The organism is Mesorhizobium alhagi CCNWXJ12-2 (assembly GCF_000236565.1).
Classification (GTDB): domain Bacteria; phylum Pseudomonadota; class Alphaproteobacteria; order Rhizobiales; family Rhizobiaceae; genus Allomesorhizobium; species Allomesorhizobium alhagi.
In genome coordinates, this window is sequence record NZ_AHAM01000027.1 from 104,158 (window position 1) to 127,728 (window position 23,571).

Consider the following 23,571-nt stretch of genomic DNA (forward strand, 5'->3'; position numbering starts at 1 on the left):
AAATTGGCGGCCGGCCGGCTCAGCCCCGGTCCATTTCCTCGAGAATAGCCCGCGCGGCGGCGCGCCTGTCAACCGAGGCGACGATCGGCCTGGCGACGACGAGGTGGCTTGCGCCGGCGCGAATGGCGTCGCGCGGCGTGACGACGCGCTTCTGGTCGCCATGGTCGCTGCCGGCGGGACGAATGCCCGGCGTGACCACCGCAAGCTCCGGGCCGACGATCTTACGCGCCGCCGCGGCCTCGCCGGCCGAGCAGACGACGCCGCCCATGCCGGCGGCCAGCGCCTGTTCGGCGCGGCGGAGCACCAGAGTGTGCGGGTCGTATTCGTAGCCCGCCTCGATCAAGTCCGCCTCGTCCATCGAGGTCAGAACAGTGACGCCGAGCAGGCAGAGGCCGGTCCCCTTGGCCGCCCCGACCGCCGCACGCATCGCCTTGGGATAGGCATGCAGCGTAAGCATCGTAACGCCCATCCGGGCGATGTTCTCGACACCCTTGGCGACGGTGTTGTCGATGTCCAGGAGCTTCATATCGAGGAACACCTTCGTGCCGCCGGCCGCCAGTTCGCGGGCGAGGTCCAGCCCGCCCGCGAAAGCAAGCTGGTAGCCGATCTTGTAGAAGGAGACGACGCCGTCGAGTTCCTCGACCACCTTGCGCGCCTCGGCCACGGTCGGCACGTCGAGGCCGACGATCAGGCGGTCCCGCATCAGGTTCCCGGTCATCCGAATTCTCCTGTGAAGGTCTCGACCGGCGTCCAATCGCACAGAAGGCGGCGATCGGAAAGCCGGAATGCAAAGATATTGCCGCCGCGCGGCGGCTGGTCGCCGGAGCGGGAAATGGCCAAGCCGGCGAGATGGCATTTCAGCAGAGTGCCGACCGCGCCGTGCCCGACAAAGGCGATGGGGCGTTCGGGCGGCCAGCCTTCAAGGGCGGCGTCGAAGGCCGCGACGATGCGGGCCTGTGCGTCGACCGCGCGCTCCCAGCCGTGAAAGCTCCTTTGCGGATTGGCGAAGAACCAGTCGGCGGCCTTCTCGAACTCTGGCGGCGGCAGAAAGCCAGTCGCCGAGCGGTCGTTTTCGCCCATTTCCGCAGCGGTCCGGAATTCGACGCCGGCGGCCTCGGCGAGTATCGCCGCCGCTTCCTTCGCCTTGCGCTCGGCGCTCGAGACGACACCGGCGAGCGAGCGCACCCATGGCCGCTGCCGGATTGCGAGAAGGCGGGTGCGGCCGGTCTCCGACAATCCCCATTCCGGGACGGGAATCGACGCGTCGACCAGAACCTGCGGATGGGTCAGATAGACGCCGATCACTTGTCGGCCCGGAGCGACATCATTTTCGCCCGTTCGATCAGCGTCCGCACGACGGTCTCCATCCGGCGGCGCAACTGCTCGTCCTTGAACTGCCCGTCCTCGTCGAAGGCGTCCTTCGCACCCGGCACCGAGCATTGCGGGGTGATGATCTCGACGCCGCAATTCATCAGCACCGAACGCAAATGATAAAGGCCGCGCGCCCCGGCGAAATTGCCGTCGGAAGACGAGCACAGCGCAGCTACCTTGCCGGCATAGGGCTTGAACGGGCGACCTCCATCCTTGTGGATACGGCTGACCCAGTCGATCGTGTTCTTGAGCAGCGGCGGAATGGAGGAATTGTATTCGGGGCTGGCGATCAGCAATCCGTCATGGGAGGCGATGAGACGCGCCAGCTTGTATGCATTCTCGGGAACGCCTTTCTCGGCTTCGAGGTCCTGGTCCATGATCGGCAGGGGATAATCGGCAAGCGAGATGCGGGTGACGTCCGCGCCCTGCAGCGCAAGCTCCTTGGTCGCTGCGTCCGCGGTCTTTCCGCTGTAGGCGCCGGTTCGGATCGAGCCGGCGAAGACCAGAATTTTGGGATTCATGAGCGCTCTCCTGCCCCACGGGTATAGGCGAAGCGCCGCTCAGATCAATCAAGAACACGCGATTTGAATGTGGATCGCGCGGCTTCCGGAGCCTGTGCAAGGCTCAGTTGCGCTTGCCGCGGCGGTAGACCCAGAGCTGCGTCGGCGGAAAGTTGCGGATGACGAAGTCGAAATGCTCGACGCTGTAATCGCCCAGGCCGGGCGGAACCGGCGATTTCGGCCCGTAGGTCAGCTGGATAACCGGCCTTCCTTCGGGGATGCGGTTGAGCAGATCTGTCAGATAAGCAACGCGCCTGGGTACCGGGAAGTTGAGCAGCGGCACGCCGGAGACGACCGAATCGAATTTCTGGCCGCGCATCGCGCCGAGCGTCGCGTCGAGATTGAAAGCGTCTCCCTCGATGACGTTCACGCCCGGATAATTGCGCCGCAAATGGCAAACGAAATCGGCGGAATATTCAACCGCGTAGAGGTTTTCCGGCCTGACGCCGCGCGCAAGTATGGCTCGGGTGATGACGCCTGTGCCGGGACCGACCTCAAGCACGGGAAGGCCCGACGAAACATCGATGACCGAGGCCATGCGCCTGGCAGTGACCGAACTGGTCGGCACGATAGAGCCGACCGCCTTGGGCTTGTCGATCCAGCCTTTGAAGAAGCGAAGCTCGTCGTCGAACTTCTCCGCCAGCGTCTTGCGTATTTCAGACCCGCTTCGCATGGCGTTCTCCTTACCTGACGTTGCGGATACTTAGCAGCAAACTGGTCCAAAGCAAGGCGGCGTCTGGCGTATGATCCGATCCGCCGCGGGCCGTCAGCTCTCGCCGAAGGATTCGAAAAAGTCCTTCATGCGGGCGAAGAAGCCGCTCGACTGCGGAGAATTCTCCTTGGAGGAAAGCTGCTCGAATTCCTCCAGCAACTCACGCTGGCGCTTGGTGAGGTTTTGCGGCGTCTCGACGACGGTCTGGATGTAGAGATCGCCGATATTGGGCTGACGCAGCACCGGCATGCCCTTGCCCTTGAGGCGGAACTGGCGGCCGCTCTGCGTGCCCTCGGCTACCTTGACGCGGGTCTGGGTGCCGTCGAGCGTCGCCACCTCGAAGGACCCGCCGAGAGCGGCGGTGGTCATCGAGATCGGCACCTTACAGTAGAGATCTGCGCCGTCGCGCTGGAAGAATTCGTGCGGCTTGACCGAAAGGAAAATGTAGAGGTCGCCGGGGGGGCCGCCACGCAGTCCGGCCTCGCCCTCATTTGCGAGCCTGATGCGCGTGCCGTCCTCGATGCCGGCCGGAATATTGACCGATAGCGAGCGCTCCTCGGTGACGCGGCCCTGGCCGGCGCATTTCGGGCACGGATCCTTGATCGTCTGGCCACGGCCCTGGCATTGCGGGCAGGTGCGCTCGATCGAGAAGAAGCCCTGGCTGGCGCGCACCTTGCCGTGGCCGGCGCACATTGTGCAGGTCACGGGCTGGGTGCCGGGCTTGGCGCCGGTGCCGGAGCATTCGGCGCAGGCAATCGAGGCCGGCACGCGAATCTGCGCGGTCTTGCCGGTGTAGGCTTCCTCGAGCAGGATTTCCATATTGTAGCGCAGATCGGCGCCGCGCTCGCGGCCGGAGGACGAGCGGCGCTGGCGACCGCCCATCATCTCGCCGAAAATATCCTCGAAAATATCGGAGAATCCGCCACCGCCGAAGCCATGGCCGTTGCCCATGCCGCCATTCTCGAACGCCGCATGGCCGAACCGGTCATAGGCCGCACGCTTCTGCGGATCCTTCAGCGTCTCGTAGGCCTCGCCGATTTCCTTGAACCTGTGCTCGCAGGCGGCATCGCCTGGATTGCGGTCGGGATGGAACTGCATTGCGAGCTTGCGAAAGGCAGCTTTCAGCTCCTTCTCGTCTGCGCCCCTCTGGACCCCCAAGGTCTCGTAGAAATCAGCCTTCATTTTTTCCCGCTGTCCGGATGATCGATGTCAAATCGCATCGCTGACCCGCTTCGGTTCGGCAGGTGGCTTCCGATTTAGTGAGCCGGAGCCGCCGATTCCATAGCTTCCCCGGCCTTGTCGACATTTTTTTGAGTGACCGAAAAAGGCCCGGCGTCCGCGCCAGGCCTTTTCCGTCAGCTCATTTCAACGCATTCACGCCGACTTCTTCTTGTCGTCGTCCTCGTTGATTTCCTCGAAATCCGCGTCGACCACGTCCGCGCCGTCCTTGGCGGCGTCGGCTGCGGCGTCAGCCTCGGCGGCTTCCTTCTGCGAGGCCTCGTACATGGCCTGGCCGAGCTTCATCGAGACTTCGGCAAGGCTCTGGCTCTTGGCGTTGATGTCGTCGACATCATCGCCCTCGGTCGCGGTCTTCAACGCGGCGATCGCATCGGAGATGGCGGTGCGGTCGGCTTCCGAGACCTTGTCGCCATATTCCTTCAGCGACTTCTCGGACGAATGCACCAAAGCTTCGGCCTGGTTGCGGGCCTCGACCAGCGCGCGGCGCTTCTTGTCGCTCTCGGCGTTGGCTTCGGCGTCCTTGACCATCTTTTCGATGTCGTCGTCGGACAGGCCGCCCGAGGCCTGGATGCGGATCTGGTGCTCCTTGCCGGTGCCCTTGTCCTTGGCCGAGACATTGACGATGCCGTTGGCGTCGATATCGAAGGTGACCTCGATCTGCGGCACGCCGCGCGGCGCCGGCGGAATACCAACCAGATCGAACTGGCCGAGCGCCTTGTTGTCGGCTGCCATTTCACGCTCGCCCTGGAAGACCCGGATCGTGACGGCCGACTGGGAATCCTCGGCGGTCGAGAAAACCTGGCTCTTCTTGGTCGGGATGGTGGTGTTGCGTTCGATCAGGCGCGTGAACACGCCGCCGAGCGTCTCGATGCCGAGCGACAGCGGCGTCACGTCGAGCAGCAGCACGTCCTTGACGTCGCCCTGCAGCACGCCGGCCTGGATCGCAGCGCCGAGCGCCACCACCTCATCCGGGTTGACGCCCTTGTGCGGCTCCTTGCCGAAGAACTGCTTCACCACTTCCTGGACTTTCGGCATGCGCGTCATGCCGCCGACCAGAACCACCTCGTCGATCTCGCCTGCCTTCAGGCCAGCATCCTTCAGCGCCGCCTTGCAGGGCTCGACCGTGCGCTGGATGAGATCATCCACCAGCGACTCGAACTTGGCGCGGGTCAGCTTCATCGTCAGGTGCTTCGGGCCCGATTGATCGGCCGTGATGAAAGGCAGGTTGATCTCGGTCTGCGAGGACGAAGACAGCTCGATCTTGGCCTTTTCAGCGGCCTCCTTCAGGCGCTGCAGCGCGAGCTTGTCGTTCTTGAGATCGATGCCCTGTTCCTTCTTGAACTCGGCCGCCAGATACTCGACGAGGCGCATGTCGAAATCCTCGCCGCCGAGGAAGGTGTCGCCATTGGTCGACTTCACCTCGAAGACGCCGTCGCCGATCTCGAGCACGGAAATGTCGAAGGTGCCGCCGCCAAGATCATAGACGGCGATGGTCTTGCCTTCCTTCTTGTCGAGGCCGTAGGCGAGCGCGGCCGCGGTCGGCTCGTTGATGATGCGCAGCACTTCCAGTCCGGCGATCTTGCCGGCATCCTTGGTGGCCTGACGCTGGGCGTCGTTGAAATAGGCGGGAACGGTGATGACGGCCTGCGTGACCTTCTCGCCAAGATAGGCCTCGGCGGTTTCCTTCATCTTCTGGAGGATCATGGCCGAGATCTGCGAAGGCGACTGCTTCTTGGCGCCGGCCTCTACCCAGGCGTCGCCATTGTCACCCTTCACGATCTTGTAGGGGACGAGCTTCTTGTCCTTCTCGGTCACCGGATCGTCGTAGCGGCGGCCGATGAGGCGCTTGACCGCAAAAATGGTGTTTTCGGGATTGGTCACCGCCTGGCGCTTGGCCGGCTGGCCGACGAGGCGCTCGTCGCCGTCGGTGAATGCGACGATGGAGGGCGTGGTGCGCGCGCCTTCAGCGTTCTCGATGACCTTTGCATCCTTGCCGTCCATGACGGCGACGCAGGAATTGGTCGTTCCCAGATCGATACCGATTACTTTAGCCATTTCTTTCTCTCCGCTAAGCAGGCCGTCAGGACCCGTGAAAGGCGTTCCCGCGACAGCCCCTGTTCACACGATTTTCGTCCGGCCGGCCGTGTTTGCGGCGAGCCGAACGAATGTGGCGCGTATATAAGAACAGCCTTGTCTAGGCGCAAGCGTCCTGCCGAAAACTGCGGCTAAGAGGAAGTCTCACTGGAGTCGGCGCTTACAGGCAGTCCGCCGGTCAAGCGATCGCGCTACGCCTGCCGCTCGATCACCGCAACATTCATGTGCGTTCTAAGCTTGAAGCCGATCGACCCGTAGAGACTGATCGCGGTCGTGTTGGCAGCGTAGGCGTGAAGGAAAGGCTGGTCGCCCTTGGCGAAGATTTTTCCCGCCACATAGAGCGACAGCAGCCTGCCCAGCCCTCGGCCGCGGACATCCGGGTGCGTCGCGACGCCGCTTAGCTCGGTGAAACCATCCTGCTTCAGCCTCTCGCCGGCCATCGCTACAAGCCTGCCATTTTCCTTCATGCCCCAGAAGTCACCGAGACTAAGCGCCTTCAGCGTGAAAGGTCCGGGCTTGGTGAGCGTCGCCAGCTCCATCATGGCGGCTGCGTCGGCCTCGCCGAGCGGGACGATCCTGTCGTCCTCCAAGCAAGGGATATGCCGCTCCGCGACCATCTGCACGCCCAGGGCGGTCGTGGTGACGGCAAAGCCCGGAGGCGGCACGAATTCGTCAGCCTGGAGCAGGATCAGCGTTTCGCCGGGGGTGGCGATCCCGGCGAGGCTCCGCAGGCTTTCCGGACTCTCGTCGCGGCTGCTCGCGAAGGGGTGTACCGATGGAGCGTAGCGTTTGGCGAGGCTGTTCCCTCGCGCCAAATGGGCATGCCTGGTGTTGAGCGCATTCCAGACCGGACGGTCGAGTATATGACTCATGACTTCACCTTTGCGGCGCGGCGATTGAGCGGCGCGGCGGCAAGGCCGTCCTCGATCGCTGCCAATTGTTCGAGCAACGGGCCGTCGAGATCGCCGCAAAGATCGGTGACGGCGGCATCGATGCGTGGCCACACGTCACGCTTGGCGGTCGCGACCAGCCGCTTCCCTTCCCTGGAGAGCGAAACGATCCTCCGCCGCTGGTCATCGGCGGACTGTTCGGTATCCAGCATGCCCAGCTCGACAAGCAGCGCGACCGTTCGCGTGGCGCCCGGCTGGGTGACGCCGGTCGCCTCGGCAAGTTCTCCAACCGTCAGCGGACCGAGCCTGTCGATCGCCGCGAGAAAAGGATACTGACCCGCCTGAAGCGGCGCGCCGAGTTCGTCCATGATCCTCTGCGTATCGGCCTGTAGCTTCTCGCCGACGCGCTTCATGCGCGTGCCGAGCGTCAGGAACCCAAACGAACGTACCACATCCTCGACCATGCGCGCCTCCATTTATATTACATGTTATATAATTGTGCATGGAATTTGTCCATAAGAATTGTGGCGCGTCATCGAGAGCCGAGGTCCGTTACCGTGAAGGCTGCCGCCGCTTCAACGGATGCCGTTCCGCTGTCGAGGCCGTCCCGACTTTATCAAGGAGCTTTGTTCCTCCCGCTTGCCTATCCTGCAGAGGCCAGCCCGCTAGACATATTCCCAGCCCTCATGCTCGCCGGCGCGGAAGATGGCGTCGATGGCCTTCTGGTTGAGGACTGAATTCTCCAGCGTGAACACCGGATCCTTCCCCCCTTGCGCGGCGCGCGCGAAAGCTTCGACCTCCAGCCGGTACTGCCGCGTTCCGGGAAAGCGGAAAACGCTCGCCTGAGTGTGGGTCTGGTTATGAAGCTCGACGCGGTGGTGCTCATAGTCGCCGGCGTTGAACGGCCCATGCACCTCGATGAAACCCTTTTCGCCGTGAAACACCATGAACTGTCGCAGCGCCATCTGCGTCGAGCAGTAGAAGGTCAGGTGGAAATCGTCGAAATCGGCCTTGGTGCTGGAATAGATGTCGGTGCCGAATTTCTCGTCGCGCTCGATCGTCGCCTGGATGCGCACCGGCTCCTTGCCGGTGACGAAGCGGGTCGCGACGGTCGGATAGACGCCGATGTCGGGCAGCGCGCCGCCCCCGAGCGCCAACTGGTTACGCATATTGGCGGGGTCGACGTTGAAATAGGCGAACGCTCCCTGCACATGGCGCAGCCTGCCGATCGCACCCTCGGCGATCAGATCGCGCACCTTTGCCCACTGCGGGTGGTAGAACACCATGAAGGCTTCGCAGATCAGTACCTTCTTGCGGTCACGCACCTCGATCAGTTGGTCGATCTCCCTGGCGTTGAGCGCGATCGGCTTTTCGCAAAGCACATGCTTTCCCGCTTCGGCGGCCTTCAGCGTCCATTCGACATGCTGCGAGGTCGGCAGGGGAATATAGACGCCGTCTACCGTGTCGGAGGCGAGCAACTCCTCATAGGAGCCGAAGGCGTGCGGCGCGCCGAACCGGTCGGCAAGCGCGCGGGCCTTGGTCAAATCGCGGCTGGCGATCGCCGAGACCACGCCATTTTCGGCATCGGCCATGGCCGGCAGAAGCTGCTCGCGCGCGATCTTGGCCGTCGACAGGACACCCCAGCGAAACATGATTTCTCTCCTCGTTCGAACGCCGGGGACCGTAGCGAGGCGCAGCCGAAAAGAAAAGGCGGGAGCCCCGTCCGGCGAGCCTCAGATCATGTCGAGCGGCCGCTTCCGGCTGGGCGGGGGAAACAGCCTGTCCAGTTCCGCAAGATCGGCGGCGGAAAGAACGATGTCGGCGGCGGAGCGGTTGTCGTGCACATGGTCTAGCGAACTCGCTTTCGGGATCGCGATGACGTGCGGGTGGCGCAGCGTCCAAGCCAGCGCGATCTGCGCCGCGGTGGCCCCATGCCTCTCGCCGATCGCCGCGGGCCGCCTGTCGCGGGTCAGGTCGCCCTGCCCGACAGGCGAATAGGCCATGACCGGGATGCCGCCTCTCTCCGACTGCGGCAGCAGGTCGTAGTCGATGCCGCGGCTGGACAGGTTGTAGAGCACCTGATTCGTCTGCACGAATTCGCCGCCGGGCACGGAGGCCAGCTCCACCATGTCGTCCATGTCGAAATTGCTGACGCCCCAGCCGAGGATCTTGCCCTGGGTCTTCAGCGTTTCGAAGGCGGCAATGGTTTCCGCAAGGGGCACGCTGCCGCGCCAGTGCAGCAGATAAAGCTCGATACGATCGGCGCCGAGCCGCTTCAGGCTTTGCTCGCAGGCCCGAACGACGCCGGCTCGCGAGGCGTTGGAGGGCAGGACCTTGCTGACCAGAAACACCTCGTCGCGGCGACCTTCTATCGCCTCGCGCACGACCTCCTCCGCCCCGCCGTCCGCATACATCTCGGCCGTATCGATCAGCGTCATGCCGAGATCGATGCCAAGCCTGAGCGCCGCGACCTCATCGGCGCGGCGCCTGCGATCCTCGCCCATCTTCCAGGTGCCCTGGCCGAGCACCGGCACTTTTGAGCCATTGGGCAATGTGGTCGTACGGACGGAAGAAGGCATGGATGTTCCTTTCACCGAGTTGGACGGTGCGCCCAGCCAGCATGAACGGTGTGCTGGCCGGGACGCAATGGCCTACCAAGGCACTACGCTGATTTCCGGCGATCGATGTTTCGCCCGCGCGGCCTTTTCCTCATGCGTCGCCTGGTTGTCGATCACCCGGTTCGGCACGATCCGAAAGGAAAAAATGTCGTCGAGGCCAAATGGCGCCGTCACCTCGAACGCGCCGATGCCTGCCAGGCGAACACCCACTGCGTGGGTTCTGGATGCAAAATAGCCCAGTGAATGAGCCGAGGATCGATAGGCCGGGCATTGCCTGCCGAAACGCTCAGGATACCAGAGATGCACGCGCGCCTGGTTGCGGATTTCAACCGCCACCGGCAGTTTGGCGAAATGCTTCTCGCCGGCCTTTATGATGACGTCCTCCGCCTCCCAGGAAAGGTCGGAAGCATCGAAATAGAACAGGTCGATGTCCTTGATGCCGTAGCCGGATGGCTTTCCGGTAAGGCTGTTCCATACGGTGTTGTAGATAGCGCCCGATACGATCATCCAGTCGGCCAAGCCGAAATCGCGGGCACGCTGGAGCGCCGACCCGGTCAATGTATCGGCTTTCAGAATGTCGATCAGGATTGCGCGCTGCTTCTCGAAATCCAGCCCGGAAAACCGAAGATGATCCATCGCTCTGTTGAAAGCGATTCGCCCGGCGACCGCAACGGTCGGTGAAGCCGGCTCTGCTTGCTGCACGTGTTTGTGCCTTCGCAGGCTCGAAGCTTTGCCAAAAAAATGCCGCTGCCAAAGTTATGCGGCTGGGCAAAGCACCGTTGCCCCCGTACGCTTCTTCGGGGCTTGGCTTACCAGGGTAAAAGGAGACAGCCTTTGAAATCACGCAAACTTGGTTCCCAACTCTCCGTCTTTCCGGTCGGCCTGGGCTGCATGGGCATGAGCCATGCCTATGGCGGGCAGGACGAGAAGGACGCAATCAGGACACTGCATCGAGCCGTCGAGCTCGGCGTGACCCTTTTCGACACGGCGGAAGTCTATGGCCCCTTCACCAATGAGGTGCTGGTAGGCAAGGCCTTGCGGCCACTGCGCGACAAGGTGACGATCGCCACCAAGTTCGGTTTCAACATCGTCGAGACGAATGAGGGGCCGAAGCAGGTGCCGGGCCTAAGCAGCCGGCCGGAACATGTCCGTGCCGCTGCCGAAGGCTCGTTGAAGCGGCTGGGCATCGAGGTGATCGATCTCTACTACCAGCACCGGGTCGATCCGGAGGTGCCCATCGAGGACACGGTCGGCGCAATGGCCGAGTTGGTGCGCGAAGGCAAGGTGCGCGCACTGGGCCTGTCGGAGGCAGGGGTCGCCACCATCCGCAGGGCGCATGCGGTCCATCCGATCGCCGCCGTGCAAAGTGAATATTCGTTGTGGACGCGCGATCCGGAGGCAGGGGTTCTCGACGTATGCCGCGAACTCGGCATCGGCTTCGTGCCGTTCAGCCCACTGGGCCGAGGCTTCCTTACAGGCGCGATCAAATCGACGGACCAACTCGGCGAGAACGATTTCAGACGGGGCCTGCCCCGTTTCGACGCCGACAATCTCGAGCGCAATCTGGCGGCAGTCGCCCGGCTCGAGGCTTTTGCGGCGGACAAGGGCACTACTGCGGCGAAGCTCGCGCTCGCCTGGGTGCTGCACCAGGGCGATTTTATCGTGCCGATTCCCGGCTCGCGCAAGATCGCCAATCTCGAAGCCAATGTTGAGGCGGCAGGCATAGTGCTGAGCGCCGCCGAGAGTGCCGAGATCGGAGCGCTGATCTCGCCGGACCAGATTGCCGGCATGCGCTACAAGGATGAGGGCATGGCGCAGACCAACCGGTAAAGAGAGCGATGGGCTGCGGGCCTAACCCCGCAGCACGCCGCCGGTCTGCTTCTTCACATTATCGACGATGCGGCCGGCCAGCGCCTCGAAATCCTCGTCGGTCAGCGTCTTTTCGACCGGCTGGATCGAGACCTCGATGGCAACGGATTTCTTGTCCGCGCCGAGCGACGCGCCTTCGAAGATGTCGAAGACGGAAACGCCGGCGATCAGTTTTTTGTCCGCGGCTGCCGCCGCGCGGGTCAGCGCACCGGCCTCGACGGCCTTGTCCACCACGAAGGCGAAATCGCGCTTCACCGCCTGGAAGGGCGACAGGTCGAGCCGCGGCTTGGTCCGCGTCGGCTTCGCCTTGGGCTCGGGCACTGCGTCGACGAACACCTCGAAGCCGCAGAGCGGGCCCGAAACGTCTAGCACCTCCAGCGTCTTCGGATGGAACTCGCCGAAGTGGCCGAGCACCGTCTTCGGGCCGAGCTTTATCACGCCGGAGCGGCCGGGATGGTACCAGGCCGGTCCACCTGCCTCGATCTGCAGCTTGTCCACCGGCGCGCCGCAGGCTTCGAGCGCCGCGAGCGCATCCGCCTTGGCGTCGAATACGCCTACCGCGCCGGCATTGCCCGCCCAGTGGCGGCCGGAACCTTCGAGCTTGGCCGTACCGCGGCGAATGCCGGTCGCAACGCGGCGCTGGTCTTCCGGAGCGGCCCCTTCATAGGTTCCCGATACTTCGAACAGAGCGACGTCACTCAAGCCCCGGTCGGCATTGCGCTGCGCCGCCGCAATCAACCCCGGCAGCAGCGAGGGCCGCATATCCGACATATCGGCCGCGATCGGATTGGATAACTTCAACTCCGGCCGGCCACCGCCGAACGCCTCGGCGTGCCTGGCCGGGATGAACGACCAGGTGACGGCCTCCATCATGCCGCGCACGGCGAGCGCCCGCCGCGCCGCCCGAGTGCGGATCTGCAGCGTGGTGAGTATTTTGGCGTTGACCGCCTCGTGACTAATGAGCGGCTGCGGCGCGATTTTGTCGACGCCGTGGATGCGCATGATCTCTTCGACGAGGTCGGCCTTGCCGTCGATATCCGGCCGCCATGAGGGAACGGTCACGTCAACAATGTCGGCGTCGCCCTGCGGCGTGAAGCCGAGCCGCGACAAAATCTCGAGGCTTTCCGCCTTCGGCACGTCGAGGCCGGTCAGCCGCTTCACCTCCGAAACCGGGAACGAAACGATCTTCGGCGTATGGCCGGCATAGCCAACCACTTCCTCTTCGGTCGGCTCGCCGCCGCAGAATTCCAGCACCATCCTGGTCGCGAGTTCCAGTCCCGGCACCATGAATTCCGGATCGACGCCGCGCTCAAAGCGGTAGCGCGCGTCGGTGATGATGCCGAGCTCGCGGCCGGTGCGGGCAATGTTGAGCGGCTCCCACAGTGCCGATTCGATCAGCACGTCGGTGGTATTCTCGTCGCAGCCGGAATGTTCGCCGCCCATGATGCCGGCGATCGATTCGATGCCTTTCTCGTCGGCGATCACGCACATTTCGGGCGTCAGCTCATACTCCCAGCTGTCGAGCGCGAGCACCTTCTCGCCTTCCCTCGCCCTGCGCACGGTCAAGTTGCCCTTGACCTTGGCGGCGTCGAAGACATGCAGCGGCCGGCCGCGGTCGAAAGTGATGTAGTTGGTGATGTCGACCAGTGCGTTGATGGGGCGCAGCCCGATGGCAATCAGGCGCTGCTGCATCCATTTCGGCGACGGTCCGTTCTTCACGCCGCGGACGAGGCGCAGCGCGAAGCCGTGGCAGAGCGGCGGCGTATCGCCGAAATCGAGCTTCACCTTGATCGGGCACATGCCGTTGCCGGCATGCGGCATGATCGCGCCGCCGGTCAGCCGGCCGAGCCCGGACGCCGCGAGGTCGCGCGCAATGCCATGGATGCTGGTTGCGTCGGGCCGGTTCGGCGTCAGGCCGATCTCGATAATCGGATCGTCGAGCCCGGCATAGGCGGCGAAGGACGTGCCGACCGGCGCGTCGGCGGGCAGGTCGATGATGCCCGTATGCTCGTCGGAAAGCTGTAGCTCGCGCTCGGAGCACATCATGCCGTGGCTCTCGACGCCGCGGATCTTTCCGACCGCCAGCGTCGTATCGATGCCTGGGATATAAGCGCCTGGCGCCGCGAAGGCGCCGACCAGCCCCGCCCGCGCATTGGGCGCGCCGCACACCACCTGCACGGGCTTGCCGTCGCCGGTGTCGACGGACAGCACCTGCAGCTTGTCGGCGTCGGGGTGTTTTTGCGCCGTCAGCACCTTGGCGATGACGAAGGGCTTCAGCGCCGCCTTGTCGTTGACGGATTCGACTTCCAGCCCGATCGAGGTCAGCCGCTCGACGATTTCGCCGAGCGTCGCGTCGGTTTCGAGATGATCTTTCAGCCAGGAGAGGGTGAATTTCATTAGCTCATTTCCAGATGGAGGTTTCAGCGCCCTATGCTGAAGCCGGCATAGCGAGGCAGATCGTCGTCGAGGTGCAGGAAGGGCAAGCGCCTGGATTCGAAGGCATGCAGCGTCGGTGGATAGTTTTCCGGCGCGTCCATGAAGCCAAGCGACAGATAGACTTCGCCGGGCAACTGGTCGTCGCGATAGCCAATCTGGCTGCCGCAATTTCCGCAAAAGCTGCGTTCTACTCCGCCGGAGCGCCAGGTTTGAGGCTGGCCCAGCCACGCCAGATCGCCCTCGCGAAAACCCACGAACGCCATGACCGGGGCTCCCGTCTGCTTCCGGCAGTCCCGGCAATGGCAGTAGGAACACAGGATCGGATCGGCGCGGGCTTCCGCGCCGATCAAGCCGCAGCGGCAGGAGCCGGTATGAAGCTTTTCTCCGTTCATGCGATCAAGCAGCCTTTCGAGGCTCGATGGCCTTCATCTACGAACTCAACCCCCCGAACAGCGTCGGCAGGTCAAGCGGCCTGAAGCCGTAATGCGACAGCCAGCGCACGTCCGCGTCGAAGAAGGCGCGCAGGTCCGGCATGCCGTATTTCAGCATGGCGATGCGATCGATGCCCATGCCCCAGGCAAAGCCCTGGTATTCGTCGGGATCAAGCCCGCCAAAGCGCAGCACGTTGGGATGCACCATGCCGCAGCCAAGGATCTCCAGCCAGTCATTGCCTTCGCCGAAGCGCACTTCGCCCGGGCGCGAGCGGTCGCATTGGATGTCGACCTCGAGGCTTGGCTCGGTGAACGGGAAATAGGACGGCCGGAAGCGCATCTTCAGGCTCGGCACTTCGAAGAAGGCCTTGCAGAATTCCTCCAGCACCCAGCGCATGTTTGCGACATTGGCCGTCTTGTCGATGACCAGTCCTTCGACCTGATGGAACATCGGCGTGTGGGTGGCGTCCGAATCCATCCGATAGGTTTTTCCCGGAATGACGATGCGGATCGGCGGCTTCTGCGCCTCCATGGTGCGGATCTGCACAGGCGAGGTATGCGTGCGCAAAAGCTTCCGCTCGCCGTCCGGCCCCGGATTGAGGAAAAACGTATCGTGCATTTCTCGGGCCGGATGGCTTTCCGGAAAATTCAGCGAGGTGAAGTTGTAATAGTCGGTCTCGATGTCCGGCCCTTCGGCGATCGAAAAACCCATATCGGCGAAGATCGCGGTTATCTCATCCGTCACCTGACTGATCGGATGGATACGGCCGCGCTCGGCCGGCGACTGGCGCACCGGCAGCGTCACGTCCACCTTTTCGGCGATCAGCCGCGCCGAAATCGCGGCATCCTTGAGTTCGGCCTTGCGGGCGGCGAGCGCTTCGGTGACGCGGTTCTTGAGGCCGTTGATCGCCGGGCCTTTCAACTGCCGCTCCTCCGGGCTCATCGAGCCCAGCGTCTTCAGCATGTCGGAGACGGAGCCCTTCTTGCCGAGGGCGGAAACGCGCACCGCCTCGATGGTCTGCTCGTCGGCCGCCGACGCTATCTCCGCCATCAGAGAGGCTTCGAGCGTATCGAGATTGCTTATGGTCTCGTTCACGATTTTGATCCGCTTGTTTCAGACATAAGAAAAACCCGCGCCAGCCCTGCCAGCGCGGGTTTCCCAAATCAAGTGTCGAAAAGCTTGGGAAGCGCTGGTCTTAGGCGACAGCGCTTTCAAAAGCGTTCGGCGTGGTGTTCTTCAGATATTCCAGCGCGACCTTGGCCTGGGCCACGAGCGCGGCGAAGGCCTGCGGCTCATGGATGGCCATGTCGGACAGGACCTTGCGGTCGATCTCGATGCCGGCCTTGTTCAGCCCGTCGATGAAGCGGCCATAGGTCAGGCCGTGCTCGCGGGTCGCGGCATTGATGCGCTGGACCCAGAGAGCGCGGAAGTTGCGCTTGCGGTTCTTGCGGTCGCGGTATGCATACTGCAGCGACTTCTCGACCGCCTGCTTGGCGATGCGGATGGTGTTCTTGCGGCGGCCGTAGAATCCCTTGGCGGCCTTCAGAACCTTCTTGTGCTTGGCGTGGGCGGTAACGCCCCGTTTTACGCGTGCCATGTCATGATCTCCTTAAACGTTGTGGCCGGGGCTCAGAGGCCGTTCGGCAGAAAATTCTTGATCACCTTGCGGGCATCCGGTTCGGCTAGAACCATGGTGCCGCGGGCATCGCGAATGAACTTGTTTGAACGTTTGATCATGCCGTGGCGCTTGCCGGCGGCAGCCGACAGCACTTTTCCGGTCGCGGTTATCTTGAACCGCTTCTTTGCAGCGGATTTGGTCTTCATCTTGGGCATTTTGCTCTCCGTATGGGTGCGCTTGATTGCGCTTTTTGTGCTTCGGGCAGACCAAGCCCGAAAAGCATTGCGAACCGCCACGGCATGCCCTGCCGGACGGTTCTGAACGCGGCGCTATTACCAGCAAGCTTCCCTTTGTGCAATAGCCTGCACAAGCACGGAATTGGTCAGTACAGCCAGAACAACACCGGTATGACCCCAGCCTCCTGTCCACTCTCCACCAGTTCGAAGAACGGTATGGAGATCAGAAATGCCAGGCCGTCGATCAGCGTGTGATTGAAAATGCGCGGTGTGAACGTGACCTCGGCCTGATCGCGGAAAAGCCGAGGGTTGGGAAAGAACCGCGGCACCCGGGCTATGTAGTCCTTGTACGGCGCACCGAGTACGGTAATCAAATGCCGTTCCTCGCGCAGTGTGACGACGTAGAACGCGGCTGCACACAAAGCCGCCGACGCCATCGCCACGATCACACTGCCGGTCTGGGTGCCGATCCCGGCGGCCGCTATGGTGGAGAAAAAATACAGCGGGTTGCGCATCACCGAATAGGGACCTGTAGCGACCACTTCCGCCGATTTGCGTCCGCCAATATAGAGGATAGACCACAGCCGGCCGCCGATCCCGACCAGTATCAGGACGATCCCGTGAGCCTCTATGCGTTCGTGCGCCAGTTCATCGTGCAGGGAGCCGCCGAAGACCAGCAAAGTGCAAAATGCGCCGATCAGCAGTGCCAGCAGGATGCGTCGGTGCCGCTGATAGCGGCCCATTTCGTCGAACGACTTTTCACTCGGAGAACGTGCCGCTGCGGCCATGGTCGACTTCCCTCTGGCCGCACGGGATGCAGCGGCAATCAGCCCTTGTCGATGCAAGTTGCGGAGAAATCGTGGCGAAACAACAAGGCCGCCGAAGCGGCCTCAAGCTATCGTTTGATGCCAGCGTCAGGGCTATCGCGGCGCCAGCACCATCATCATCTGGCGGCCTTCGAGCTTCGGCTCCGCCTCGACCTTGGCGATAGTGGCAACCTCTTCCTTGACCTTGTTCAGAAGCTGCATGCCAAGCTCCATGTGGGCCATTTCGCGGCCGCGGAAGCGAAGCGTCAGCTTGACCTTGTCGCCTTCCTCGAAGAAGCGCCGCACCGCTCGCATCTTCACCTCGTAATCGTGGATGTCGATGTTCGGCCGCATCTTGATCTCCTTGATCTCGATGACCTTCTGGTGCTTGCGCGCCTCGGCGGCCTTCTTCTGATTGGCGTATTTCAGCTTGCCGAGGTCGAGGATCTTGGTGACCGGCGGCTGTGCGTTGGGGGAGATTTCGACAAGATCGAGACCCGCCTCTTCGGCGGCCAGCAGGGCATCGTCGATCGACACCTCGCCGCGGTTGCTTCCGTCCACATCGATCAGTTGAACCCGGGGAACCCGGATGTCTCGGTTGGAGCGTGGGCCTTCCTTGGTGGGCGCCGTTGCTTTAAAAGGTCTGCGAATGGTCGTGGTCTCCTCGAGCCGTTTACGTTCTTGATTTAAGTCGATTGCGCCTATGTCGGCGCGATGCGGGCCGAGTCAATAGCACAGCGATTCTAAAAAATCATCAGAAACCAAAAGGCCGCGTCGACTGTCGGGGCGGCGGCATGGTCCGCTCTTTTCGCTGGAATCGAGCTGTGCCACAAGGCTTGCATCGAAGGAGCATCATATGGCGACAGGCAGTCCGGATTTCCAGGAGGTGAGCGGCGAGCGGATCGCGGTCAGGCATCTCGCCGGCCGCGAACCCGGCATCGTCTGGCTCGGCGGCTATGTTTCCGACATGAAGGGAACAAAGGCCGAGACCCTGCACGAATGGGCCGCCGCCAACGGCCGCGCCTTCTTGCGTCACGATTATTCAGGCCACGGCGAATCCGGCGGCGACTTCGCCGACGGCACGATCTCGAAATGGCTGGCCGAAAGCCTCGCCGTGTTCCGCCGGTTCAGCGCCGGCCGGCAAGTCCTCGTCGGCTCGTCGATGGGTGCGTGGATCGCGCTGCGGATGATCGAGGAGTTGCACAAGAGCGGCGAGGGCGACCGTGTCGCCGGCCTCGTTCTCCTGGCCCCGGCGCCCGATTTCACGGTCGAGTTGATGGAGCCGAAGCTGAAGAAAACCCAGCGGCGCGATCTGGAGAAAAAAGGCTTCTTCGAGGTGCGATCGGACTACTCCGACCAGCCTTACGTCTACACCCGCGCGCTGTTCGAGGACGGCCGCGCAAACCGCGTCATGACAGGCCCGATCAACACCCATTGCCCGGTGCACGTGCTGCAGGGGATGAAGGACAAGGACGTGCCGCACACCCATGCACTGAAGCTCGTGAGCTGCATGCCGTCAGACGACGTGACCCTGTCGCTGGTGCCCGACGGCGACCACCGCCTGTCGCGGCCGCAGGATCTGGCCCTGCTGATCCGCGCGATCGAGGCGATCCTCGCCCAGGCCGGCGCGTAGCGGATGCGTGCGTCGATCCCGGTTTCCGCCTTCGTAGCGGCGATCGTCGGGTTCGGCGGCACCCTGGCGCTGATCATCGCCGCGGCAGACGCGGTCGGCGCGAGCCGCGAGCAGACGGCGAGTTGGGTCACGGCCATCTGCCTGGCGATAGCCTTCGAGACGGCATGGCTCTCTTGGCGCACCAGAATGCCGGTGATCACCGCATGGTCGACGCCGGGCGCGGCGCTCGTCGCCGCGAGCAGCGGCTTTTCGATGAATGACGCGGTCGGCGCCTTCATCGTCACCGCCGTGCTGTTGATCGCCACCGGCCTGTTCAAGCCGCTGACGAGGCTCATCGCCAAAATCCCGGCCTCGGTCGCCTCGGGCATGCTCGCCGGCATCGTCGTCAGCTTCGCCATCGGCGCGGTGAAGACCATCCCCGCGGACCCGGTGCTGATCCTGCCGCTGATCGCGGCCTTCTTCGCCATCAGGCTCTACAATCCGGCGCTGTCGGTGCTGGCCGTACTGATCGGCGGCGGTTTCGCCGCCTTCCTGACCGGCCGCGTCGGCGGCATGCCGCCGCCGGAGCTTTCTTCGCTTACGCTGATCGCGCCGGAATTCTCGGCGACAGCGATCATCGGCCTGGCCCTGCCGCTCTACCTCGTCACCATGGCCTCGCAGAATTTGTCGGGCCTCGCCGTACTGCGCGCCGCCGGCTACCATCCCGAGCCGGGACCGCTGATTTCGGTGACCGGGCTGTTCTCGCTTCTTTCCGCCCCGTTCGGCGCGCTCACCACCAATCTGGCTGCGATCTCGGCGGCGATCTGCACCGGCCCGGACGTGCATCCGGACCCGGCGGAACGCTGGAAAACCGGGCCGTTCTACGCGCTGGCCTATCTCGTCTTCGCGGTGTTCGGCGCGTCGCTGGTGGCGATCTTCGCGGTGCTGCCGGAGAGCCTGATCGTGCTGGTCGCCGGCCTGGCGCTGATGGGGCCGCTCGCCAATGCGCTGTCGATCGCGCTAATGGACGAAAGCGAGCGCATGGCCGCAACCACGGCATTTGCCGTCACCGCCTCCGGTCTTCAACTGTTCGGCATCGGTTCGGCCTTCTGGGGACTGGTGGGCGGATTGATCGTTCTTGCCCTGGAACGAACGAAAAAGACGTAATCATTTCCGTTGCTTGTCCGGTTTTAGATCCTGTTGTCTTGAACAATTTGTTCACAATGGCCATCTCGAATCGAAGCAGCCGGGGTTGGCTGCCTCCAACCGAAGGAACGGGAGAAATGAACACGACCGCATTGATCCGCCCGGCCTGGACGCCGGCGACCATCGCGCTGATGGTTATCGGCTTCATGGTGTTCTGGCCGCTGGGGCTCGCCATGCTCGCCTACATCATCTGGGGCGACCGGCTTGAAGGCTTCAAGCGTGACGCGAACCACGCGACGGACGGTATCTTCGCCGGCTGCCGCCGCGCTTCCGACAAGGCGCATCGCTGGGGCCACGGTTCGGCCCGCACCGGCAATGTCGCCTTCGACGACTGGCGCACCAAGGAACTCGAACGCCTCGACGAAGAGCGCCGCAAGCTCGAGGAGATGCGCGACGAATTCGACGAGTACGCCCGCGAACTGCGCCGCGCCAAGGACCAGGAAGAGTTCGACCGCTTCATGGCCAATCGCAACAAGTCGACCGCGCCGACCCCCACCAAGGGCCGCGGCAAGGGTTCGTCCACCGGCCTGCTCGACGAGACATAAGCGCCTCGGCGCGACTGATGGAACGGCGTCGCTGAAAAAGCGGCGCCGTTTTCGTTTGGCTCTTTTCTCCTCAACAGCCGCAATATCGGCGCCCGCTCGAATCACGTATTCTCCCAAAAATGTCACTCGGCTTCTTCCGCAATCTCGCAAAGGCCAAGCCCGCTCCGATCCGGGAGCGCGAGCACGCTGTCGCCGGCCGTACGCTGCCGCTGCGGATCGTCGAGAACGACCGTGCGCGGCGGTTGACGCTGCGGATCGACGCCGGCGGGCGCGGGCTTCGCATCACCGTGCCGCCGGGCATATCGGCCCGCGAGGTCGAGCGTTTTCTCGATCGCCACCAAGGCTGGCTGGAGCAGCGGCTGGCGAAAGTGCCGGACCGGCCGCAGGTCAGGCCGGGCATAAAGATCCCGCTGCGCGGCGTGCCGCACACAATCATCCATGAACCCGGCAGGCGCGGAACCGTATTGGCGGCGGTCGACGAAAGCGGGCCTTCGCTGACGGTGCATGGCGACCGCCTGCATTTGCCGCGCCGCATCGCCGACTTTTTGAAGCGCGAAGCAAAGCGCGAAATCGAGGCGCTGGTGGACAAGCACTGCGCCGCTGTCGGCCGGCGCGCCAAGGCCATTCGCTTCCGCGACACGACCAGCCGCTGGGGCTCCTGCACCACGGACGGCACGCTGTCCTTCTCCTGGCGCATCATGATGGCGCCGCCGCCGGTGATAAATTATCTCGTTGCGCATGAGGTGGCGCATCTCAAGGAGATGAACCACGGCCCGAAGTTCTGGAAGCTGTGCGAAGAGCTCTGCCCCGACACCGACCGCTGCAAGGCCTGGCTGAAGCGGAATGGCGGTGCGCTGCAGGCGATTATGTTTGAGTGAGGGCAGCAGGTTCGATGTCGAGCAACCGCGCCGAGACGCTGAAGAGGATAACGCCCGAGCTTGTCGTGCAGCTTACGCTGTATCCAACCGATCAGGGTGGACGGCGTGAGCCTATTCCGCCCGGATGGAGTTGCCCCTGCTTTCCTACGCGAGAGACTGATGTCGCGGGCTGGGACGGATGTCCGATGCTCGGTGACGATTGGATGCAGCCTGGAGAGACCCGAATTGTCGGCTACGCGTTCCTAAGCGGACGCGAGGCGGCAGAAGCGTTGTCCCTGAATGAACATTTCTACATTTGGGAACGCCGGATCATCGGCGAAGCCAAGATTCTTTCACCGGAAGCCCTAACGGGCCGTTGATTCGCTCTTTTTCTCGACTCTCCCGCCATCACGGGTTAAGTCCGGCACATGCCATTCGACATAAAAATCTGCGGGCTGAAGACCGACGAGGCGCTGGCGGCGGCGCTGGCCGGCGGTGCGAGCCATGTCGGCTTTATTTTCTTTGTGAAAAGTCCGCGCAATATAAAAACCGCGGAAGCCGGGCGGCTACGCAAGGCGGCGATCGGCAAAGCCAAGGCGGTGGCCGTGACAGTCGACGCTGACGACGCAACTCTCGACGCGATCGTCGAGGCGATGTCTCCCGATATGCTGCAGCTTCACGGCAACGAAACGCCGGAGCGCGTTGCCTATGTAAAGACGCGCTACGGCTTGCCGGTGATGAAGGTGTTTTCAGTTCGCGATGCCGACGATCTTGAGCCGATCGCGCTTTATCGCGGGGTCGCCGACCGTTTTCTCCTCGACGCCAAGCCGCCGGCGGGCTCCGAGCTTCCGGGCGGCAATGGCGTGCCGTTCGACTGGCGGCTGCTTGCCGGTCTCGACGCCGGCGTCGACTACATGCTTTCCGGCGGCCTCAACGCCGCCAATATCGGCGAGGCCTTGCTGCTGGCCAACCCGCCTGGCATCGACGTCTCCTCGGGCGTTGAAAGCGCGCCGGGCGTCAAGGATACGGCGCTGATCGAGAGCTTTTTCCGGGCGGTGCGGGCGGCGCAGGCGCGAAGTGCAGCCTGACGAGTTGCCGGCAACGGCCCAAGGGGACAGTTTACTTTTTGCCCCTTACGCGACATAGCGAGCGCTCGGGCTTTCCGGGCAACAAAGTAAACTGTCCCCGGCGCCTACTCGCGACGATTCAGGATTTCCGATGAACAAGCCGGCAGAACCCAATTCCTTCCGCACCGGACCCGACGAACAGGGCATGTTCGGCATTTTCGGCGGGCGCTTCGTCGCCGAGACGCTGATGCCGCTCATCCTCGAACTCGAGCGGCACTGGAACGAGGCCAGGGACGATCCCGAATTCAGGGCGGAGCTGAACGCGCTGTCGACCTTCTATGCAGGCCGGCCCTCAAAGCTCTATTTCGCCGAAGGACTGACCAGGCACCTTCGCGAGGTTTCCTCGGCCAAGGGCCTTGGCGGCGGCGCAAAAATCTATTTCAAGCGGGAGGATCTGAACCACACCGGCTCGCACAAGATCAACAACTGCCTCGGCCAGATTCTGTTGGCCAAGCGCATGGGGAAGAAAAGAATTATCGCCGAGACGGGCGCTGGCCAGCACGGCGTCGCCTCGGCGACGGTCGCGGCGCGCTTCGGCTATCCCTGCGTCGTCTATATGGGCGCGACCGATGTCGAGCGGCAGAAGCCGAACGTTTTCCGCATGAAGCTGCTGGGCGCGGAGGTGCGGCCGGTGAGCGCCGGCCACGGCACGCTGAAGGACGCCATGAACGAGGCGCTGCGCGACTGGGTGACCAATGTCGAGGACACCTATTATCTGATCGGAACGGCAGCCGGCCCGCATCCCTATCCGGAGTTGGTGCGTGACTTCCAGTCGGTGATCGGCATCGAGGCGCGCGCCCAGATCCTGGAACAGGAAGGCCGGCTGCCCGACGCGATCATCGCCGCGGTCGGCGGCGGCTCCAACGCCATCGGCCTCTTCCACCCGTTCCTCGATGATCGCGGCGTAAAGATCATCGGCATCGAGGCGGGCGGACGCGGGCTCGACGGGATCGAGCATTGCGCCTCCATGAACGCCGGCAAGCCGGGCGTGCTGCACGGCAACCGCACCTATCTCTTGCAGAATGCAGACGGGCAGATCCTCGACGGCCACTCGATCTCGGCCGGGCTCGACTATCCCGGCGTCGGGCCGGAGCATTCCTGGCTGCGCGATTCGGGCCGCGTGGACTATGTGCCGATCCTCGACAACGAGGCGCTGGAGGCGTTCCAGCTCACCACCCGCGTCGAAGGCATCATCCCGGCGCTGGAATCGGCGCATGCCATCGCCCATGCGATGAAGCTCGCGCCGACCATGGGCAAGGACCAGATCGTGATCGTCAACCTCTCCGGCCGCGGCGACAAGGACGTCCACACCGTCGCCGGCATGCTCGGCATGGAGATCTGAT

At 63.4% G+C, this 23,571-nt stretch carries 26 protein-coding genes; 8 read left to right on the forward strand and 18 right to left on the reverse strand.

The window, feature by feature from the left end; translation table 11 throughout:
* Positions 1–19: 19 nt before the first annotated feature.
* The 11 genes from pyrF to MAXJ12_RS03465 form a co-directional block, all read right to left on the reverse strand.
* Positions 20–718: an orotidine-5'-phosphate decarboxylase gene (pyrF, locus tag MAXJ12_RS03415; protein ID WP_008834365.1), complete on the reverse strand. Its 699-nt coding sequence runs from the start codon at positions 716–718 to the stop codon at positions 20–22.
* Complete coding sequence (locus tag MAXJ12_RS03420; protein WP_008834366.1) at positions 715–1,305, reverse strand: histidine phosphatase family protein; 591 nt, start codon at positions 1,303–1,305, stop codon at positions 715–717. The genes pyrF and MAXJ12_RS03420 overlap by 4 nt, the downstream gene beginning before the upstream one ends.
* The gene (locus MAXJ12_RS03425) at positions 1,302–1,892 is read right to left on the reverse strand and encodes an NADPH-dependent FMN reductase (RefSeq protein ID WP_008834367.1); all 591 of its coding nucleotides are present in this window, start codon (positions 1,890–1,892) and stop codon (positions 1,302–1,304) included. The genes MAXJ12_RS03420 and MAXJ12_RS03425 overlap by 4 nt, the downstream gene beginning before the upstream one ends.
* 103 nt (positions 1,893–1,995) lie before the next feature.
* Positions 1,996–2,604, reverse strand: a complete 609-nt coding sequence (gene pmtA / locus MAXJ12_RS03430) for a phospholipid N-methyltransferase PmtA (RefSeq protein ID WP_008834368.1) — start codon at positions 2,602–2,604, stop codon at positions 1,996–1,998.
* A 93-nt stretch (positions 2,605–2,697) separates the two neighbouring features.
* Entirely contained in the window at positions 2,698–3,825 is a 1,128-nt protein-coding gene (gene dnaJ / locus MAXJ12_RS03435) for a molecular chaperone DnaJ (RefSeq protein ID WP_008834369.1), read from the reverse strand.
* Between the two features lie 192 nt (positions 3,826–4,017).
* Positions 4,018–5,937 (reverse strand): molecular chaperone DnaK, encoded by a 1,920-nt coding sequence (dnaK, locus tag MAXJ12_RS03440; RefSeq protein WP_008834371.1) that lies wholly within the window; start codon positions 5,935–5,937, stop codon positions 4,018–4,020.
* 230 nt (positions 5,938–6,167) lie between these two features.
* Complete coding sequence (locus tag MAXJ12_RS03445; protein WP_008834372.1) at positions 6,168–6,848, reverse strand: GNAT family N-acetyltransferase; 681 nt, start codon at positions 6,846–6,848, stop codon at positions 6,168–6,170.
* Entirely contained in the window at positions 6,845–7,330 is a 486-nt protein-coding gene (locus MAXJ12_RS03450) for a MarR family winged helix-turn-helix transcriptional regulator (protein WP_040584717.1), read from the reverse strand. The genes MAXJ12_RS03445 and MAXJ12_RS03450 overlap by 4 nt, the downstream gene beginning before the upstream one ends.
* 201 nt (positions 7,331–7,531) lie before the next feature.
* Positions 7,532–8,518 (reverse strand): Gfo/Idh/MocA family protein, encoded by a 987-nt coding sequence (locus MAXJ12_RS03455; RefSeq protein ID WP_008834374.1) that lies wholly within the window; start codon positions 8,516–8,518, stop codon positions 7,532–7,534.
* Between the two features lie 81 nt (positions 8,519–8,599).
* Positions 8,600–9,445 (reverse strand): aldo/keto reductase, encoded by an 846-nt coding sequence (locus tag MAXJ12_RS03460; RefSeq protein WP_008834375.1) that lies wholly within the window; start codon positions 9,443–9,445, stop codon positions 8,600–8,602.
* Between the two features lie 72 nt (positions 9,446–9,517).
* Positions 9,518–10,120 carry a nucleotidyltransferase family protein gene (locus MAXJ12_RS03465; RefSeq protein WP_008834376.1) on the reverse strand — a complete coding sequence of 201 codons (603 nt, stop codon included), beginning with the start codon at positions 10,118–10,120 and terminating at the stop codon, positions 9,518–9,520.
* A gap of 198 nt (positions 10,121–10,318) precedes the next feature.
* Between MAXJ12_RS03465 and MAXJ12_RS03470 the strand changes: the two genes are divergently transcribed.
* A complete protein-coding gene (locus tag MAXJ12_RS03470; RefSeq protein WP_008834377.1) occupies positions 10,319–11,314 on the forward strand; it encodes an aldo/keto reductase in 996 nt (331 codons plus the stop codon).
* Between the two features lie 21 nt (positions 11,315–11,335).
* Here MAXJ12_RS03470 and pheT read toward each other — a convergent pair whose 3' ends face one another.
* From pheT to infC, 7 genes are all read right to left on the reverse strand, one after another.
* Positions 11,336–13,750 carry a phenylalanine--tRNA ligase subunit beta gene (gene pheT, locus MAXJ12_RS03475; RefSeq protein ID WP_008834378.1) on the reverse strand — a complete coding sequence of 805 codons (2,415 nt, stop codon included), beginning with the start codon at positions 13,748–13,750 and terminating at the stop codon, positions 11,336–11,338.
* A 23-nt stretch (positions 13,751–13,773) separates the two neighbouring features.
* A complete protein-coding gene (locus MAXJ12_RS03480; RefSeq protein ID WP_008834379.1) occupies positions 13,774–14,181 on the reverse strand; it encodes a GFA family protein in 408 nt (135 codons plus the stop codon).
* A gap of 37 nt (positions 14,182–14,218) precedes the next feature.
* Entirely contained in the window at positions 14,219–15,304 is a 1,086-nt protein-coding gene (pheS, locus tag MAXJ12_RS03485) for a phenylalanine--tRNA ligase subunit alpha (RefSeq protein WP_040584760.1), read from the reverse strand.
* 112 nt (positions 15,305–15,416) lie between these two features.
* Positions 15,417–15,818, reverse strand: coding sequence for a 50S ribosomal protein L20 (gene rplT / locus MAXJ12_RS03490; protein ID WP_008834381.1), 402 nt, complete (start codon positions 15,816–15,818; stop codon positions 15,417–15,419).
* A gap of 32 nt (positions 15,819–15,850) precedes the next feature.
* On the reverse strand, positions 15,851–16,054 hold the full coding sequence (rpmI, locus tag MAXJ12_RS03495) for a 50S ribosomal protein L35 (protein ID WP_008834382.1): 204 nt from the start codon (positions 16,052–16,054) through the stop codon (positions 15,851–15,853).
* A 167-nt stretch (positions 16,055–16,221) separates the two neighbouring features.
* Positions 16,222–16,863, reverse strand: coding sequence for a methyltransferase family protein (locus MAXJ12_RS03500; RefSeq protein ID WP_008834383.1), 642 nt, complete (start codon positions 16,861–16,863; stop codon positions 16,222–16,224).
* 132 nt (positions 16,864–16,995) lie between these two features.
* Entirely contained in the window at positions 16,996–17,532 is a 537-nt protein-coding gene (gene infC / locus MAXJ12_RS03505) for a translation initiation factor IF-3 (protein ID WP_085983859.1), read from the reverse strand.
* 205 nt (positions 17,533–17,737) lie between these two features.
* On the opposite strand from infC, the gene MAXJ12_RS03510 reads away from it, so the two are divergent.
* The 7 genes from MAXJ12_RS03510 to trpB all read left to right on the forward strand — a co-directional run bounded on the left by MAXJ12_RS03510 (position 17,738) and on the right by trpB (position 23,570).
* Positions 17,738–18,514: an alpha/beta hydrolase gene (locus tag MAXJ12_RS03510; protein ID WP_008834385.1), complete on the forward strand. Its 777-nt coding sequence runs from the start codon at positions 17,738–17,740 to the stop codon at positions 18,512–18,514.
* A gap of 3 nt (positions 18,515–18,517) precedes the next feature.
* The gene (locus MAXJ12_RS03515) at positions 18,518–19,660 is read left to right on the forward strand and encodes a benzoate/H(+) symporter BenE family transporter (RefSeq protein WP_008834386.1); all 1,143 of its coding nucleotides are present in this window, start codon (positions 18,518–18,520) and stop codon (positions 19,658–19,660) included.
* Between the two features lie 116 nt (positions 19,661–19,776).
* Positions 19,777–20,244, forward strand: coding sequence for a DUF2852 domain-containing protein (locus MAXJ12_RS03520; RefSeq protein ID WP_008834387.1), 468 nt, complete (start codon positions 19,777–19,779; stop codon positions 20,242–20,244).
* Positions 20,245–20,363: 119 nt separating this feature from the next.
* Entirely contained in the window at positions 20,364–21,122 is a 759-nt protein-coding gene (locus tag MAXJ12_RS03525) for a M48 family metallopeptidase (protein ID WP_008834388.1), read from the forward strand.
* Positions 21,123–21,307: 185 nt separating this feature from the next.
* Positions 21,308–21,481: a hypothetical protein gene (locus tag MAXJ12_RS37490; RefSeq protein ID WP_008834389.1), complete on the forward strand. Its 174-nt coding sequence runs from the start codon at positions 21,308–21,310 to the stop codon at positions 21,479–21,481.
* A 48-nt stretch (positions 21,482–21,529) separates the two neighbouring features.
* Complete coding sequence (locus MAXJ12_RS03535) at positions 21,530–22,189, forward strand: phosphoribosylanthranilate isomerase (RefSeq protein WP_008834390.1); 660 nt, start codon at positions 21,530–21,532, stop codon at positions 22,187–22,189.
* Between the two features lie 130 nt (positions 22,190–22,319).
* Positions 22,320–23,570 carry a tryptophan synthase subunit beta gene (trpB, locus tag MAXJ12_RS03540; RefSeq protein WP_008834391.1) on the forward strand — a complete coding sequence of 417 codons (1,251 nt, stop codon included), beginning with the start codon at positions 22,320–22,322 and terminating at the stop codon, positions 23,568–23,570.
* The last annotated feature ends 1 nt before the right edge of the window (position 23,571 follow it).